Origin of the sequence: Flavobacterium sp. (genome assembly GCF_027484205.1) — a bacterium.
Lineage (GTDB): Bacteria > Bacteroidota > Bacteroidia > Flavobacteriales > Flavobacteriaceae > Flavobacterium.
Genome location: NZ_JAIXUB010000022.1, coordinates 1 through 16,353, shown reverse-complemented (window position 1 = coordinate 16,353; position 16,353 = coordinate 1). Strand labels below are relative to the sequence as shown.

Annotated in this window: 15 protein-coding genes; all 15 read right to left on the bottom strand. The window is 32.7% G+C overall.

All coding sequences use genetic code 11. From position 1 onward, the window contains the following. Positions 1-5 precede the first annotated feature (5 nt). The 15 genes from Q0049_RS09990 to Q0049_RS09920 all read right to left on the bottom strand — a co-directional run bounded on the left by Q0049_RS09990 (position 6) and on the right by Q0049_RS09920 (position 16,192). Positions 6-1,943, bottom strand: a complete 1,938-nt coding sequence (locus Q0049_RS09990) for a hypothetical protein (RefSeq protein WP_298119302.1) — start codon at positions 1,941-1,943, stop codon at positions 6-8. After that, on the bottom strand, positions 1,921-4,080 hold the full coding sequence (locus Q0049_RS09985) for a hypothetical protein (RefSeq protein ID WP_298119301.1): 2,160 nt from the start codon (positions 4,078-4,080) through the stop codon (positions 1,921-1,923). Before Q0049_RS09985 ends, Q0049_RS09990 begins: the two co-directional genes overlap by 23 nt. Continuing rightward, a complete protein-coding gene (locus Q0049_RS09980; protein WP_298119299.1) occupies positions 4,077-4,487 on the bottom strand; it encodes a hypothetical protein in 411 nt (136 codons plus the stop codon). Before Q0049_RS09980 ends, Q0049_RS09985 begins: the two co-directional genes overlap by 4 nt. Beyond that, the gene (locus Q0049_RS09975) at positions 4,487-8,788 is read right to left on the bottom strand and encodes a phage tail tape measure protein (protein WP_298119297.1); all 4,302 of its coding nucleotides are present in this window, start codon (positions 8,786-8,788) and stop codon (positions 4,487-4,489) included. The genes Q0049_RS09980 and Q0049_RS09975 overlap by 1 nt, the downstream gene beginning before the upstream one ends. Positions 8,789-8,960: 172 nt before the next feature. Then, the gene (locus Q0049_RS09970; protein ID WP_298119295.1) at positions 8,961-9,500 is read right to left on the bottom strand and encodes a KilA-N domain-containing protein; all 540 of its coding nucleotides are present in this window, start codon (positions 9,498-9,500) and stop codon (positions 8,961-8,963) included. 151 nt (positions 9,501-9,651) lie between these two features. Continuing rightward, on the bottom strand, positions 9,652-10,047 hold the full coding sequence (locus Q0049_RS09965; protein ID WP_298119293.1) for a hypothetical protein: 396 nt from the start codon (positions 10,045-10,047) through the stop codon (positions 9,652-9,654). Continuing rightward, positions 10,040-10,369 carry a hypothetical protein gene (locus Q0049_RS09960; RefSeq protein ID WP_298119292.1) on the bottom strand — a complete coding sequence of 110 codons (330 nt, stop codon included), beginning with the start codon at positions 10,367-10,369 and terminating at the stop codon, positions 10,040-10,042. The genes Q0049_RS09965 and Q0049_RS09960 overlap by 8 nt, the downstream gene beginning before the upstream one ends. A 324-nt stretch (positions 10,370-10,693) precedes the next feature. Next, entirely contained in the window at positions 10,694-11,179 is a 486-nt protein-coding gene (locus Q0049_RS09955; protein WP_298119290.1) for a DUF4468 domain-containing protein, read from the bottom strand. A 267-nt stretch (positions 11,180-11,446) separates the two neighbouring features. Then, positions 11,447-11,818, bottom strand: a complete 372-nt coding sequence (locus Q0049_RS09950) for a hypothetical protein (protein ID WP_298119288.1) — start codon at positions 11,816-11,818, stop codon at positions 11,447-11,449. 2 nt (positions 11,819-11,820) lie between these two features. Then, complete coding sequence (locus Q0049_RS09945) at positions 11,821-12,282, bottom strand: hypothetical protein (RefSeq protein WP_298119286.1); 462 nt, start codon at positions 12,280-12,282, stop codon at positions 11,821-11,823. Then, positions 12,257-13,012 carry a hypothetical protein gene (locus Q0049_RS09940; protein ID WP_298119284.1) on the bottom strand — a complete coding sequence of 252 codons (756 nt, stop codon included), beginning with the start codon at positions 13,010-13,012 and terminating at the stop codon, positions 12,257-12,259. Before Q0049_RS09940 ends, Q0049_RS09945 begins: the two co-directional genes overlap by 26 nt. 164 nt (positions 13,013-13,176) lie before the next feature. After that, the gene (locus tag Q0049_RS09935) at positions 13,177-13,482 is read right to left on the bottom strand and encodes a hypothetical protein (RefSeq protein ID WP_298119283.1); all 306 of its coding nucleotides are present in this window, start codon (positions 13,480-13,482) and stop codon (positions 13,177-13,179) included. Between the two features lie 19 nt (positions 13,483-13,501). Next, the gene (locus tag Q0049_RS09930; protein WP_298119281.1) at positions 13,502-14,596 is read right to left on the bottom strand and encodes a DUF6712 family protein; all 1,095 of its coding nucleotides are present in this window, start codon (positions 14,594-14,596) and stop codon (positions 13,502-13,504) included. Then, positions 14,538-15,896, bottom strand: a complete 1,359-nt coding sequence (locus Q0049_RS09925; protein ID WP_298119279.1) for a hypothetical protein — start codon at positions 15,894-15,896, stop codon at positions 14,538-14,540. The genes Q0049_RS09930 and Q0049_RS09925 overlap by 59 nt, the downstream gene beginning before the upstream one ends. A gap of 2 nt (positions 15,897-15,898) precedes the next feature. Next, positions 15,899-16,192 (bottom strand): hypothetical protein, encoded by a 294-nt coding sequence (locus Q0049_RS09920; protein WP_298119277.1) that lies wholly within the window; start codon positions 16,190-16,192, stop codon positions 15,899-15,901. Between the last annotated feature and the right edge of the window lie 161 nt (positions 16,193-16,353).

The window sequence follows — 16,353 nt, the reverse complement described above, 5'->3', positions numbered from 1 at the left end:
TTTTTTTAAACTCTTACCGTGTAGGAATCAAATTCAACATCAAATTGATCGGGTGCATACTCAGTTTTGTTTACTAATTTCAAAATATGTGTATTCTCATACGCTCGAATTTTGGATTTAGTTGTCAGATCATTTAGTTTGTCAACGTAGCATTTGAAGCTCCATATATAATTGACAGAATTAATTCTAAAATCAAACCATTTTTCCCAATACTTTTTATGCACTGCAGGAATCAAGTAATCATTAATCGGTAGCGAATAATTATTACTATTAACCAATCCATCATAAGGCACAAGATACATTTTAGAGTTATTGTTTTCAAATGCAAAAGCAGTTTGAACTCCATTTCTAGAAGTATGCGGTAAAGGCAATGCGTTGATTTCTATTGGTGTTGTCTTATCATCAATTTTAAAATTTGCTGATTCAACCGAATTTTGATTTTGATATACCGGTAGATACGTGAACTCTTTAGATTCTACATCTGAAAATTTTAATAGAAATGAATTTCCTTTGCTATATTTCCGAACAGGATATTTCACTTCGAACATTGAAAAATCCAACGCATCATTATGATTTACACTATCTTCAATTCTATCCATATAGATAGTATTTCCGATAACTTTTGTGATATCATAATTAAACCAGTTCTTAATTCCTTTAACGAAATCATCGAAGAGCATATCCGGAACCGCTCTCTTCAGGTCAACTTCATTTCTATTAATAATAGTTGATTGTGGATTACCCGACTGGTCATTTAGATAAATCATATCTATTGAGATATCCAACATATTAGTTTCAGTTATCCAAGTATCTGAACCATAAATATCAAATGTCAGCTCATCAGCATTCAAATCAGCTAAAGTTTCGAATGTAATATCAATTGGTTGGTTTCTGATAGTTCCTCTAAACACTACATCGAACTCATTTTGGTAAAACTGCTTATTTCTTTTAAATTCAAAAATTATGATATCGCGATATTTAATTCTAAAATAAGTATCGATGAATGCATTTCTTACGTACGAAAATTGTCCTGAAATTCTATACTTTCCCTTATTTGGTAAATTTTGGCTAAACAAGAATTGCTTGGTTTGAATTGTTGGATTAACAACAAAATCATATTGTGTTGATCCAGTAAACACAAATGGAACTTCAAGCTTGAAAGTTCCTTGAGAAACGATGGTTCCAGTTGCAGTAAAATCCTCAACCATTTTATAAATGAATATCGATTCATTTTGGATGGTAGTAAAATAATCTACATCTCCGAACAGAGTAGCTTTTTTTATTAAATCGTCGTCAAGAATTTGACCAGCTAAAACATAACCGTCATCAATGAAACCTCGTTGAAGTATATGAAGAAAATAGGGAAGTGGCTGCATAATATTTCTATTATAAGTAGCCTCTTCAATTTCATTAACCTCATTTTGAAGAAAGTCGCCATCTTTCCTATTATTAATGATTTTCTCAAAAGCATTCCACTGCGGATCTTCCGTATTATATTTATCCGTGTGTACTTGCGGAAAATTATAATTAACATCTGGCCACGATTGGTTAACTATTAGATTAGCGTGCTGATAAATATTGGTTCCTACAGGCAATACGAATTTATCTAGAGATAAATCCGCCAATTTTTTGCCAAAACTTGGCAAACTCTCAAACCCGAATCTAACAGTACAAGTTAATTTTTGCTGAAGCTGCTCCACCTCAAAAATAGCCTTTGAAATGAAATTATTATGAGTGTACATTACTTCATAATAAGTTTCGGGGTTAGAGTTGTGGTGGTCGATAAAATCGAGTGCCTTATTTAAATCATCCTCTAAATCAATATCAAATGGGAAACTGTAGCGCGTAAAAAAACTATCCGAAAACCAAGAGTTTTCATCGGTATCGGATATTTTGAAATTAGACAAATCTAACTCAAACTTAGAATGTGTAAGTTTTCTCATTGGATGATTTATTGATAGTAAATTCTAAAGTAAATTCAATTAACTCTCTTTGCGTATCTTGTTTTAATAAAGTTTTGGTAGCTGGTCGAAGTTCTATTTTTGAATCTTCAGCCGTAAGCCATATTCTCTTTGAGCGCATCAAGCTCTCGATAGTATCAACATCATTTTTGATAAGCCAACCTGTATTAATTGCAAGTTTAATAGATGAAGTATTTGAAATATGCTCTAATCGCTCAACCAAATTAGAGTATAGCTTATTTTCTTGTACTTCGAGTTCAGTTTTTATTGAATATTCTCCGGTGCAATTTATTGCGTCTAAAAGCAAAAATTCATTTTCCCACTCAATCAAATTAGATTGTGGACCATCAGGAACAATATAAAATATTTTTTCTTGAGGAAAAGCTATTTCTATAGTTGGATCAGGAACTGATAATACAACTTTAATTAAATCGCCCTGGTTGTAGTCTTGAAAACTAATTTTCTTCTGAAGAATAAAATCATTAGCATTTGGTAGCAATTCCGAACTATCCAATGTTCCATTTTTGAAAATGTGTAAAGCGTATGTTCCGGCTTTAACTAACATATTTAAGTAATGAATTGAATTCTTTTTAACCGAAGTCGGTTTATTATTAAATGCTAATATCTCAAGACCTGTAGTGTTTTCAGAGCCAATTCCAGCGACATAATTAATATTGGGTAATGTTTTTTCACGCACAAGAGAATCATCGCTAATTCTTTTTTCTTGCACGTTCAAATTTAAGTTTGCGATTTTATACTGAAAAAGCGCTTCGGTCGGCACAGTAAATCTACTCATCAAACGATGGATGTTCTGACCAATATTAAATTTAGCTTTGCCCTGAAATGGAACAATTTTTAATGGAATTAAAACCGTCTTAAATGTTGTCGCAAAAAAGTCAAAGATTTTCAACTCAGCATTAATCTGAAAATAGGTTGCTGCAGTCGCAGTGAAACACTCAAAGAAATCTACATCTAATGTGAACGCCTTCCTTCCATTGGCATAAGGATTAGACAAAAAATTCAACAGCTTGTAGTTCACTACTACAGATTTTTCGACTACAACAGAATTAATTGTAGCCTTGAATTTCACAAACCCGACATAATCTGCAGCCGACATTGAATTAGTTGATATCGGAGTAACTGTATACTGATTTCCGACATTAGAAACTTCTAACCAAGGAGAATGCGTTACTTCAGAAATTGGAGAAGGGCACGCAACATTTACAACTGCCGGAACTGGTTCCTGTATTGAAACTATTCCAAAAAAATCTAAAACATTAGGAGATGGAACTAAATCAGGAACTGACAGAATATTAATTTCAAAAGGAATTCCCGATATAATTGTAGTACCTGCAAGAACTCCCATTGAACCGCTTAAATATTGTGGTTCAATTGTTCCATCATAATAATCTGTCAATGCTACGGATATTTCCTTAGTACCACTTCCTTGCGCATATTGAATTTCTTGACCATTAAAAATATCAGTTCCAAACGTAACGCCAGGATCTGATGAGGATAATTCCAAATGCGCACCGTTTGCTGTTAAAATCGATGCCACTAATGTCCAATTTGAGCCATTCATTGTAACAATTTGACTAGGCAGTGGAGTGTTTGGAAAATAATTAAAATTCAAAGTAGAAGGAGTGAAGCTCACAACATCATTGGTAACAGCTAAATTGATTGTATACTGATAAGTCGCAACATCAACAAAATTGCCTAAATCATTTTCACCTTGAATTTTAAACAAGAACTTATACTGATAATTGCCAGTAGTAAGTAAATTCAAATTTTCAAAATTGAAGTTAGTGTATATACTTATAGCAGCTTCAGTAATAGGTGTAAAAACTCCTGATGCTGGAAGTGCATCATTAGTCAACCAATTTGGTGACGATGGTGTAACTGGATGAGTCACGTAGAACCGGAAAGAATTGTATATATCCGCCAAAGCAGTATTGACAACATCCTTTAGTTTGAAATCAATTGCAAATGGATTAGGTATCAAACCTGCAGTTGGATTGTAATACAAATTCAAAATGGCATTTGTTGGTCCCCAATTTTGATAAATCGAACCATTGCTCGGTGTTGGCTGAAATGATTGTGGTTGTGAAAGTGTTATCATACAAGTAATTTTTCAGGAATTTCGGTTAGTTGTTGCACTATAACGCCATCAATAGACGTTATATTTAATACATCAAGCAAATTGTGTATTTCGATAAAGAAATTGGAATTTTCAATAGTGATTTTATTTTTGAATTTCAAAGTCTCTTTACTATCAATATCGTCTACTATAATGGCAATGATGTTATAAATCTTTTGCTGGTTAGTAACTAAGGTAATGCTATTGACTGACGTCACAGAACCACCTTGCAAAACTTTGGCAGCTTTGCCGGAAAGTGCAAAATATTTCGTTAAATCGATGTCTTCAATTTGATTTTTGGTCGCGTAGGATTCGATTAAGAAAAATAGCAAATCGATTGTGTTGTTTGCCATTGGAATGTCAAAAACTTGTTTTTGGTTGTAGTTCATTAGAATTTATTTTTGTTTCTAAAATCGTTATAATCATCCACGCCTTCTTTAATGTTTTTCATTGAGCGCTTATCGTCTTTGTCTACTAATGCTTTGATTGGTTTGTCGCGCAAGTCTTTTAATACATCAAGAACTTCAGCCATAACAAGAGCATTCATTTTTAATGCCTCATCACTAGAAGAACCCGATGAAGATGGACTGGAAGCTGGAACTTCAAATCGTTGTGCACTTTGATTGTACAAACCATTTTCAAATCCTTTGATTCCTCGAAGCTCACGTAATAATGCATTTTTAGTTTCGGGTGATATCTGCGAATAAGCACGTGAATCGATAATCATTTCTGGTCCATTTTCGCCAGTAAGGAAATAAGTTGGTTTAGTGACTAAACCTGACTTGGTAGTGCCACCAAAACGAGATTGAAAAATCTTTCCGTCTTGCTCACGCTTCACTGGGTACAGACCTTCTTCGTAACCACGAGCAGGAAGAGGTTGTTTTGCAATAGTCGCAATTTGCAAACCTCCAACAATCGCCGCCAATGACATTAAAAAAGGATTTGGAATCGCTGCTGTAATACCTTTGGCAGTATTTACAATCGCACCAAACAACGCCTGAGCTTTTTCTCTTTTAGCTTGTTTGTATTCTATATCAAGCTTTCGTTTTTCATACTCATCGTCAATTCGCTTAATTTGTTTGTCGTAAGTCGCTTGATTAATGTAACCTGCATCAAGTTGACGTTTTAACCGTGCTTTCTTTTTATCAGAATTAACCTCGAAAGTTTTAAGATTTCGATTTTCGGATGCTGTTTGAAAATTGGAGTAGGTAGACCATAGATTTTGCAAACCAGTCACAACCATATTAACGGCTTGTAATTGATTTTCTAGTGATTTAAGATTATTGAATGTAGACTCCCATTGATTAGCGGTAAAGCCTAAAACATCAGTTTGACCAAAAACAGATCGCGCAGCATTTTTTAAATCATTTCTGTCAGCTTCACCATTTTTGGCGGCTTTAATTTTGGATAATGCGTTTAATGCAAAGTCTAAATCACTTTGTAACTTCTCCTTTTGCGCTGGTGTAAGTAGGTTAAAAGAATTATCTAAAATTACATTCGCCTTATAAAGATTTACTAATTTTTGTAAATGCTTTTCGGTAAGTTCTAACTCTTTTGCGTCGTAAGCTTTTTTTAGTTCTGCCTTTGCTACCTCATTATCGCCTAAAGCAGCTAACTGATTGTTGAAATCAGTTTCACGTAAAAGTTTTTGACGCTCAAATTGTTTTTGGAATTTTTCTATTCGTGCTTTCTCAGCATTTTCATAGATGATTCCTAATTTAGTATTATGGATTTTTAGCTTACCTTCTTGAATAGCATTAATTTGGTCGTCAATTAATTCATTTCTTTTTTTCCATTCATTCTTAATGGCAATCAATGCATTATACTTAGTCATATCACCAGCTTGTTTAGCTTTAGAAATTTCTTCGTCCATCTTAGCCATTTCTTCAGTATGAACTTTTTGACGTTCTAAGTCATCAACTTCACGTTGGTAACGTAGATTTTCGATGGCTAATTCTTTTTGATATCCATCCTGCATAGCGGCTATCTTATCATCCTCTAATTGACGACGATTTTTCAATAGAATATCATTGTACAACGCATCATTTTCAACACGTAGACGATTGATTTCTTCTTGAGTAGAGTTCGGGTCTTTCTTTGGTGTTTTTGGATCACCACCTGTTACAGTAGTAGTATCATCTAAATTAGTTCCGTCTATATTCAATCCATTTTTTAAATTTTCTGCTATAATCTTCTTTTGATCTTCTTGCAAAGAGTTTTTCCTACTATTTAATTCTCTAATTTCCTTCTCTTTTTGATCTAGTCCTTTTTTACTCATTAATGAGTTAACCATTGCTTGATATCTTTTGTCACTATATCCAGTTACTTCACCTGTAGTTTTATCAATAATTCTTTTAATGTTTTTACCTTGCATGCCTAAAATTTCAGCGGCTGCTTTTTCAATATCTGCCCGATCTTTGAAAACTTCAACTTTAGCGCCAACGGCTTTTTTAACTCCATCTATCACATCATCTGACCACCAATTATAATCTTTACTTGTTTTATTTTTAGTATCCAATAACTCGCTTTCTATTTCATCAAGTTTGTTTGAAATAGCTTGTGCTTCTGCTTTTTTCTCTAAACTTTTAACATATAAATCAATGGCTTTCTTAGCATCCATTGTTCTAATGTTTTCTAAAGTTAGGTTTCCTAAATATTCTGGAGAAATTCTATTTAGCTCTTTTATAGCATCAGTTCTAACTTTGTCTGACAGCGATTTGTCTTGAGCAATTTTTACTAAAGATTCTAAAGATTGTTTTTCTTTTGAAATACTTTTAGCAACTTCAGTTTGAATGTCGGATAAGTCTTTTTGTATTTTACTTGCTTTAGTAGTTTCTTTACTAAAAAGAGCCATTGCAGCTACTACAGCAATAATTGCAGTTAGGATTAATCCAATAGGATTAGCTGATGCGGTTGCATTAAATAATCGCATTGCGGCAGAAGCTCTTACTGTATTTCCAGTAATCGCATAATATGAAGAAGCCAAAAGTAATTGTGCACTTCTTAACAAGCCTGTAATTACAGCACTTCTATTTTGAATTGCAGTTAAAATTGTAGTTGCAGTTGAAAGAGCATTTGTCCAAATAGCAGTTAATCTAATTGCAGTATTGTATGATATAAATGAAACTACAACAATTGCAATAACTTTCACTAAGAACATAAATCTATCGCGCATTCTTTTTGCACTTCCATCTGTATCATCTGTAGCACCAATTAATTTAGCCAACCAAGAAACAGCAGAAGTTAACCATTTTATAAACTCTTCGGATGAAAACCAACCTGATGTTGTTTTTTTAATTTTATCTAAAGTTGCTCCTAAAGTTGAATTTTTAATATTGAATTCATTTGTTAATGAAGTAGCATCAATTAATGAATTATTAGCTAAATCAATTTTCTCTCTAAACAAATCTACATTTTTGCCAGCTGCTGAAATAACTTGCTTAACTTCATTATCATTTAACTTTAAACTATCTAATACTTTTGCTAATTCAACTGGTTTTAAATCTTTTATTGATTCAGAAAATTGTAGAAAAAATTCATTAGTATTTGTATTCATTAAATTTTCCATTTCCTTAACAGGTTTTTTCATAACTCGGGCAAAACCTTCAATATTATTTGCAGCAATAGTAATAACCTTGCTATAGTTTGATGCTGATTTTTCAGCATTCAATCCTGTCTCTTCAAATGCAGCACCCAGTCCAAGTGCTACAGCAATACTTGGTTTAAATGCCTCAGGCATTGTTCCAACTCGTGTAACAAAATCCGCAACATTTTCGGCTGTTGCATTTCCTGCCGCTCCCAAATCATTAAGCGCGGAACCAACACTCTCAAAAGCAGTTTCTACAGAAGCATCCTTTAATTGGGAGTAAATAGTTTTTATCTTACCTAATTTCGTGGCAACCTCTTCTGGACCACCTTGAAATGAATCTCCTAAAGAAACTCCTGCCTTATCCATTACTTTAACAAAATCAAGAATTTCATCTTTAGCAATATTTAATTCACCACCGACAGCAGCAATACCTAAAAGATTTATTCTTTGCGTTCTTGTTTTTAATAAACCGAATGATTTGGTTAACTCGTCGACTTCATCTTTTGTCATTCCGGTAGTTTTCATAACATCGGCTTGAGCATCGGATAACTTACCATTAATATCAATGATTTTTTGAATGGATAAAGCAACGCCTGTTAAGGTAGCTATAACAGAAGCTCCTAATGCAGCATATTTATTGAATCCATCTGCTATAGATGATAAAGAAAACTTTGACGCTTGTGCCTTATTTGTTAACTCACCCAGACGAGTATTAACTTGTCTAAGTTCGTCATCGTACTTTTTAAAATCGGCACTATCAGGAATTAAGTTTTTTAAAGTCATTTTTAATTGATTGGCTTTATCTCGTAATTGAGCGATAGTAAGACCTGTTAAACCAATTTGGTTTTGCAGTTCTTTCATTGAAGCCTTATTGTTATCAATTTCTTTGGTATTGGCTTTTATAGTAGCTGTCAAAGCTTTATATTCGGCAGTATCTTTTTTTCCTTGCGCCTCAAGTTTACGGCGCTCAATATTGAGAGCTTTGTTTTCCTCGGTTAATTTTCGAGTCGCTTTTTCTAAATCGATAAGTTGCTTTTGTGCGGGATTTCCATTTATTATAATGGATAATTTTATTTCTTCGTCGGTGATCGTTCTAGCCATTGGTCTGAAATTTTACCAAAGCTCTGACAATGTGAAAAAAAAAGTTGTAACGTGAAAAAAGCCACTTTTTTAGAAAAAGTGGCTTTTTGTGCTTTTTTAATCGATTTCCTATTCTTAGTCACCCAATAGGAATTTTAGTAAATTTAATAAAAATTAACTTATAAGTTAATTTTTATAGGTTTTCAAATAACTTATATTGTGATTGAATTGCTTTTAACTTTTCATTTTTGGCGTTTTTGTATTCTTTCTCAGCTTCAAAGTATGCAATTGCATCTTCTTGAGTTGCTTCTAACAAAAGTTTACTTTTTGCTTTTTCCATTCGCTCTTTTGCATCTTCTTGTTTAATGTGATTGTCCCAATGTTGTTTGTAATGACCGAAGAGAATTTCATCAATTTTTGAGTAAATCCAAATTTCAAATTCTGTATCTAACCAAGCAGCAAATTTTATTGCTAAAATTCTATGAAAATAAATACCAACATGACCTCTATTTTCTGTTGCTCTAATTTCTGAACGACCACCATTTGGTGTTTGTTGAAACAAATTAATAAATTGTTTAACTCCATCGGTTTTTAAAAAAACGTCAGTTCTTTTTCCAAATGCTTTTGCCATTTCGGTAGCATTAACCATTACGTTTTCATCTTGAGATAACAAAAAATGAATTTTTACATCTTGATAGATAAATTCTAGTGCTTTTGATTCTAATTTTTTCATAAAAATCATTATTAAAAAGAAATCCCCTAAAGTGCTACCACACACTTTAAGGGATTCTTAAGGTTTACAACTAAACCAATATCTTACACGTTGGTGGTAGAACAACACCGCAAACATACAAAAATATTATTATAATCATAAAAAAGTATGATTATATTTCTATAAATCCATCAACTGGAGCTTTAAAAGCTAAGAACCTATCATCATCAACTAAAACATAATGTTTGTCGATAAGTTTCCAAAGTGATCCTTTATCGATAATATCGTCCTTACTGATAACATAATCATTAGTATTACGAAATAAACCTTCACATCTGGTTGCTTCACAAATTTCAGATTCAGTATAATTTCCTTCAATAAAGGATTTAAATTTGGTTTCGTCAAAATAAAATGTGACACCTGTGCTTTCAGCAACCATTTTGTAAGGAGTGAATTGTGTTGGTTCTTTACGGTCTAAAACAAATTTAATCGATTCTTTAAAATCCTTGGTTTTCGTAGTTAATGTGACCTTATTGGCATAATGGTAGGTAAGTACTGGCTTAGGCATTTTCAACCTCCTTTCCTTGCATCACATTTTGACGATTTTTGTCTAAAACCTTAAATGCAGTATCTAATGCGATATCAATTTCTTTTCTTGAATAGCCCTTAAAAGCCTTAGTGAAATTTTCAAGATAAGCTAGATTGTTTACCCATTCTTCGCGATACTGGTTGTCTTCAAAATCCTGATGGTAGGAAAGTTCAATGTACTGTTTTTGAAAAAAATTACTAACTTTTTTCAAACCTTTTGGTTCTGTCATTTTAAATGACGTTACTAAGTTACAGCCTAAATCTAGTAACTTTTTGTCTTGGTCCTGATTTTCTTTTAGCATAATCGAAAATATTAGATGCACGAAACCCCCATTCTTAGGTGTGCTAAAATATCCAAAGGATAGATTTAAGGATAGTTTCCATTCCTTTCACCGTAATGAGGGTTCGCTTATTTTTACTTTAAAAAAGTGTATTTTGAAGTCCCTTTAAATATTTTAGCGAGACAAACATACAAATATAAATCTGTGTGACAAAAAAAACACATAAAAAAAGTGTGCATCTGCACACTTAAGAATTTTTGCCAAAAAAATATTGAATAATAACAGCAATGATTAGAAACAAAATCCCAAAGATTAGGGAATATTTATTTTTGTAGATTGGTTTCATTACCATTTAGAATTTGCATCATTAAGCATATACTTTTTATAATCAGCAATAATAAAAAGAGTTTTATCTTTAACGGTATTGAAAAGCTTCTTTTTGCCAAACCAACCTTTAGGGAAATTTTCTAATTGAAAACTATCGCTTGAATCTTCATAAGCTAAATCAGTTAAAGTAATTCTAACTTTATTTTCTTTTGCTTCAACAGTAATTAAATGAGATATTTTTGGACTTCTCATATAATATGGAATACTTTGAGTTCCTTTTCCGATAATCTTTTTTAAGTCCTCATCTTTTAATTGGATGACATCATTTGCTGAGTTATATTTAATAGCAAACCATTCAAGTGATTTTTTGTACAAATCCAACGCATTTTTGTTCGGAACTTCTATTACTTCTTCAAAGGTTATCTTCCCATCAGCGTTAGTAGGTAACTCCTGTGCAAATGAATTATATGCAGCTACTAATAATACTAAGAATAATTTTTTCATATAAATGTGTTTAAAGTTGATTTCAAATATAAAAAAAAATTACTCCTAAGAGTAATCTTTGATTGTTTTTAAGGCATCACGGAATTCAATTCTATCAAGTTCATCATTCATTAACGGTGATTCAAGCAGAATTTTGTACCACATTTTTAAAGTTTTTCGCGCTGCCTTTAGTTTTCGTTTAGAGTTTTTTTTTGACATAGCTTTCAAATTTTTGTAGAATAATAACTACAAATATTTGCAAATATTGTAAACACTAATTATTTAGAATTATTCTTCTAATTTCCTTAATTCATCTTTAACTGCATCTGTGTATCCGTAAGCTAAATCTCTAGTGAGGTTATTATATTGTCCCCAAATAATCCGGTTATGCACGACATAACTTTTCTTCTTGTTTTTGTTGCCCTTATTATCGGCTCTGGTTCTCATATCAACAAAACGCTGACGCTTATCGTGCATGTGCACTAACTGGCCATCACTAACTTTGTACTGGCGATTGTTCCAAAATTCAGAACGAAAAGAACTCATTCTTTGGTTTTGAGCTTTTTGGATATCGCGCGAAGTTTCTTCCAGAACCTTTCTAATAAATTTGCCTTGAAGAATTTCTTCAGACCTATTTTGTCGTTTTTCTAGCACGTTCATAATTAAGTTATAATATCAAAAAAAACTTCATAACCCCTGCATTGCACATCATCAAAAAAAGCTTTTATCTCAATACTTGATTCGTCTAATTTCGATAATAAACCACAATTAGAAAGCTCTTCAACATCACCAGCTTTGGCATCTAATAATAAATCGATAAAAGTTTGAACAGTAGTTTGAACATTATCAAATATTTCAAGCTTTTGGTCGTGCTTTAGGTCTTTAGTTGGTGATTTATTCAAAAAGAAAAATTGAAGATAATTAGTATATTCAGTAGCATCTTCTCTACCAAATGGTTTATGATCTGGAATCACCGCAAACATCATTATATTGTCTGAAGATTTTCTTTCCTCAAGAAACTTCACAAATTCTTTATTTGAAATAATTGCCTGAGCATACTTTATTTCGGGAATGAGCGCCTTAATCTCTACTATAAACTCACGAAGGCTGTTGACTTTTAGCATCTTCTTCTAATTTTTTTTGTTGTAAATGTTTTATCCTGGAATCATACATTTTAATCATCATATCCCAAAAAGGAGCTTCCTTAACTTTAGAATAATCGCCAAACGCTCCACTTTCCGCCATTGCGAAAACAATAGAATCCAAACCGATGTCATCGGCATCAATAGCAATAGGAGCTTCATCACTTTTAAACAAGATTGACAAATCAAGTGTCTTGTCTCCCCACTCAATTTGACCTGAAGAAATGATAATTTGAACGCTCGCAAAATATAAATAGACTCCATAAATAAAACCGATGGGTGCATACTTCAATGATTTAATTCTCTTTTTTACGTGGTTAGGGTTGTATTTGACACGACAATCACCATCGTAATTAACTAAATGCTTAAATATAAAATGAAATGGTTTTTTCGGACGATAAAGTGTCGCTACAAACTCATATAATGTTTCTAATTCTCCCGTAGAATTGAATTTTAAAAACAATTTGAGAGCATCCGTATATTCTCCAATTTTGACATTATTAAACATTTCATCAGGACCGTAATAAGTGCGCCAAGAAGGACGAAACTTAGGAACCGGATTATCAATATAATTCTGAATTACTTTCAAATCATAACCGCCTTCAATTTCAATTTTTTCAAAAAAAGATTCCTCTAGTAATTCTTTAATCAGGGAAATATTTCCCATTTTATTCAACTCATCCGCCTCGACACTACTTTTTGAAGGTTTCATATTCATTAGTTTGTATACTGCGTGGGTAAGAAGCTCGTCTGAAGAAATTTGGTGTGTATGAAATTTAAAAAGAAGATCGCACATATCAATATACTGCTGACTGTCGCATTCGGATAAGTCAGCAGGAATATATCTTTTTAGTGTATCAGTCTCGATGATATGCATTATACAAACTCTAAATTATCAGTAATTCTCATTCCTAATATTTTCATTTTCTTTCCAAATTCAAAAAGTATCATTGCTTTGATTTCCGCTTTGGTGGTTGGTGAGAACGGAATGAATTCGGATTTTCCTTTTTTAGTTTTTGGAGGAATTAATTTACTTGCTTCACGAAGAAGAAGTATTTTTTCTTGCTCCTTATTCAGAATACCTTTTTTTATTTTTCTTTCATAGGACTTCCATTTTAGATAGGTCTTAATATGCCAAAGTGTATAAAAGAATTGCTTAATGTTTAGAAGTAGTTTTTTCATAATATTTTGATTTGTTGATTTATAAATATAGTCCTGGTGCACAATCATCCGTAGGAGTAAAAAAAGGCGGACGGTCTGTTAATGGTTCAGGTTCCGTCTTAACCAACTCTTCAATAAGGGACAATGCCAATTGACAAGATTTGGCAAATGATTGCATAGCGTATTCGTGCTCATTACCAATCGCTGGTTTTTTTGCAATTGTATTAGCTCTATCTGAAACTTGATACTGAAGAACTCCTTCAGGAAATATTGTAATAGACATTTTTGGAATAGCCCACGCCAATGAATAAAACACGCAAGCAGTGTGAATTAATTTTAATAATTGAACATCTTTAGGATCCTCGATTGGTTCGGATGATTTCAATTGTTCAAATTTCTCTTTACCTATACGAGAGAGGATTTCAAACTCTTCACATTCTTGTAACCCAGCAGCTAGCTTGTGTAGCAATAAACTTGATTCAATTGTAAAGACTTTATTAAATTTATCAATAGAATTGACGAATAATGATTTCAGTTCCTTGTAAGCAGCGCTATTAATCCATTTGTAATAAACAGTGGCATTCTTTTGTTCATCTGTCATTCCTTGATAACCTTCAGGCATTGAATCATCAAGCAAATCGATAAGATCATCCATAGCACGGTAAAATCGTTTTTCTTGCTCTTTGTTATCTGCATCTATTTGCCATTGCCAAGGTAGTTTCTCATTTTCTGATGTACGAGCTCGTCGACCTTCATTTGAATGTGAAATATCATTCGATGGTGCAAATAATGAATAAGCCTTTACAAGGATTGGATATCTTGTTTGTCTTAGTATATTGGACTCGATGTCTTCATAATCATAAATGTAAGTTCCGTCTTCTTCTAAATTATCTTTGTAAAAATCATAGATATGCATATAAACTTCTCTAGAAATAACTTTTCTAACTAAAGTAGTTGCTGAATTGATATCAGGAAGCAGATTTTTAAATGATAAATCGGCATCAGTGTATCCTAATGATGATTTAATCTCATCAGCAGAAATTTCTACATCTGTAATGTTGAATAATAATTTCATATTATTGATTGTTTTTTGACCTATTATCAGGATTAGTATTTTGTTGCACTTCTGGAACATTATGAAAAAAACCTAGTTTCACATTGTCGTCTGGGAAATTAGCTTTAAGAGCATAGTTCCAAGGCTTACAGATAATCATTTCTTGAATATCCACACCAGTATTAAGATAGTTTAGTAATGCATAGATTTGTTCAGAACCTGAATTGGCACGCCCAGAATCAGTAATGTTAGCTAATACAGGATGAATATTTACACCAGCAGATATAGCTTTGTCTGCCTTATCTGAAATCATTATTTGAGCCTCAACAAAATCTTTAATCTTTTGGTCCAGTACTTTAATTTCCCAACCTTCTTTAACAAGGTCGTGGCCAACCATTTTAAGAATTTCAGTTGTATGCAAATATTTACCAACGTTATCAGCACCTGATAAAACATCAGCAAACTGATCAAGGATTTTCTTTTCTAAATCTTGAAGCATCTTATCGCTATAGTCCCCTTTATGATAAGCTTGAAGTTCCTGCTTTTTCTTTTCCCAATAAGATGCTGGTGAAATAATGTGATACTTTAAATTCATTGAATTTTTAGCAAATGCTTTAAATATAAGAGGCACAGCAGTAGAACGATTAATCCACTCTAATGAACCATACAAATCAGGTACTGTATAGTAATCGCTGCAAAAAGAATACATATTAGAATACAAGATGCTATTCTCATTTGCAAATGGCTTATTAAAGTCAAATAAAGGATAGGCTTTACTATCTGCAACAGCATTGATATGATTGAAATTCCAATTACTAACTACAACATGTGTGGGGTCTAAATTGGTATTAGAACGTAAACGAGCTAATCTTCCTTTATCTGGTTGTACGTGATGAAGATTTGCTATAAAGGGCTTACCGATTCGAGAACCTTTATTCAATTCATACCTTGTAAATGTTCCCTGAATATGCTGATAGTCAACGCACGCCTGTAGTAGTTTCTTTTCAAAATCAATAGAATCCAACCAATTTTGAATCTTAAAATTGTTAACACGCACACGAGTATCTTTACCATTCTCAAGCTTATCTATATATAATTTAGGACCAGCGCCCCAAAGCAACTCAGTCTTTCTCTTTAGAAACCCCGGCACATTATAACTATTATGTACTATATCTGCAATGATTTGAGGTAAATCATTATTAGTACCGTAAGGATAGATAATATATTCACCAATATGATTCTGAATATTATTCCATCTTAAAGCATCAAGACTACTGCTAGACCTTCTGTCAAAGTCTCTAGGAGTTTCTGCAACCTGATAAGTGAATGATACTTTAGGCGTAGATACGATAGCTCCACCCTGTTCATAAGATACTTCCATAATTATGGTTTTATTTTGTGTTCGTTAAAAGTCATCAGCAATGGTATGTGAAAGAATCTAGGAGCTTCATCTTGATCTAAATCTTTATAACCTACTAACTGTTGTGATAAGTTACTTTGGTCGTCTCTCAAACCTTGTCTGAGAATAGCTCTACTAACTACTACTAATCCTTTCGAAGAAGCTTGCGTTTTGTTAAGCGATTCAAAACTAAAGGAGAACGTAACGCCAACATCTGTTAGTTGTCTCATTCTTTCCAAAGCCTCATAAGGAGTTATGTCTATGTAATTACCATTCATACTACAAGATTACGCATCAATTAATGGTGCAAGTGTAACGTGAAACTTTACATAATAAGGAACTGGTGCAGTTACCAGTTGGTGGTGCTACGCCCACAACTGGTGCGCGGGTCATATATCTGCAAAAAAAAAAAAAAAAAATCATTACTTTTTAGGAACTT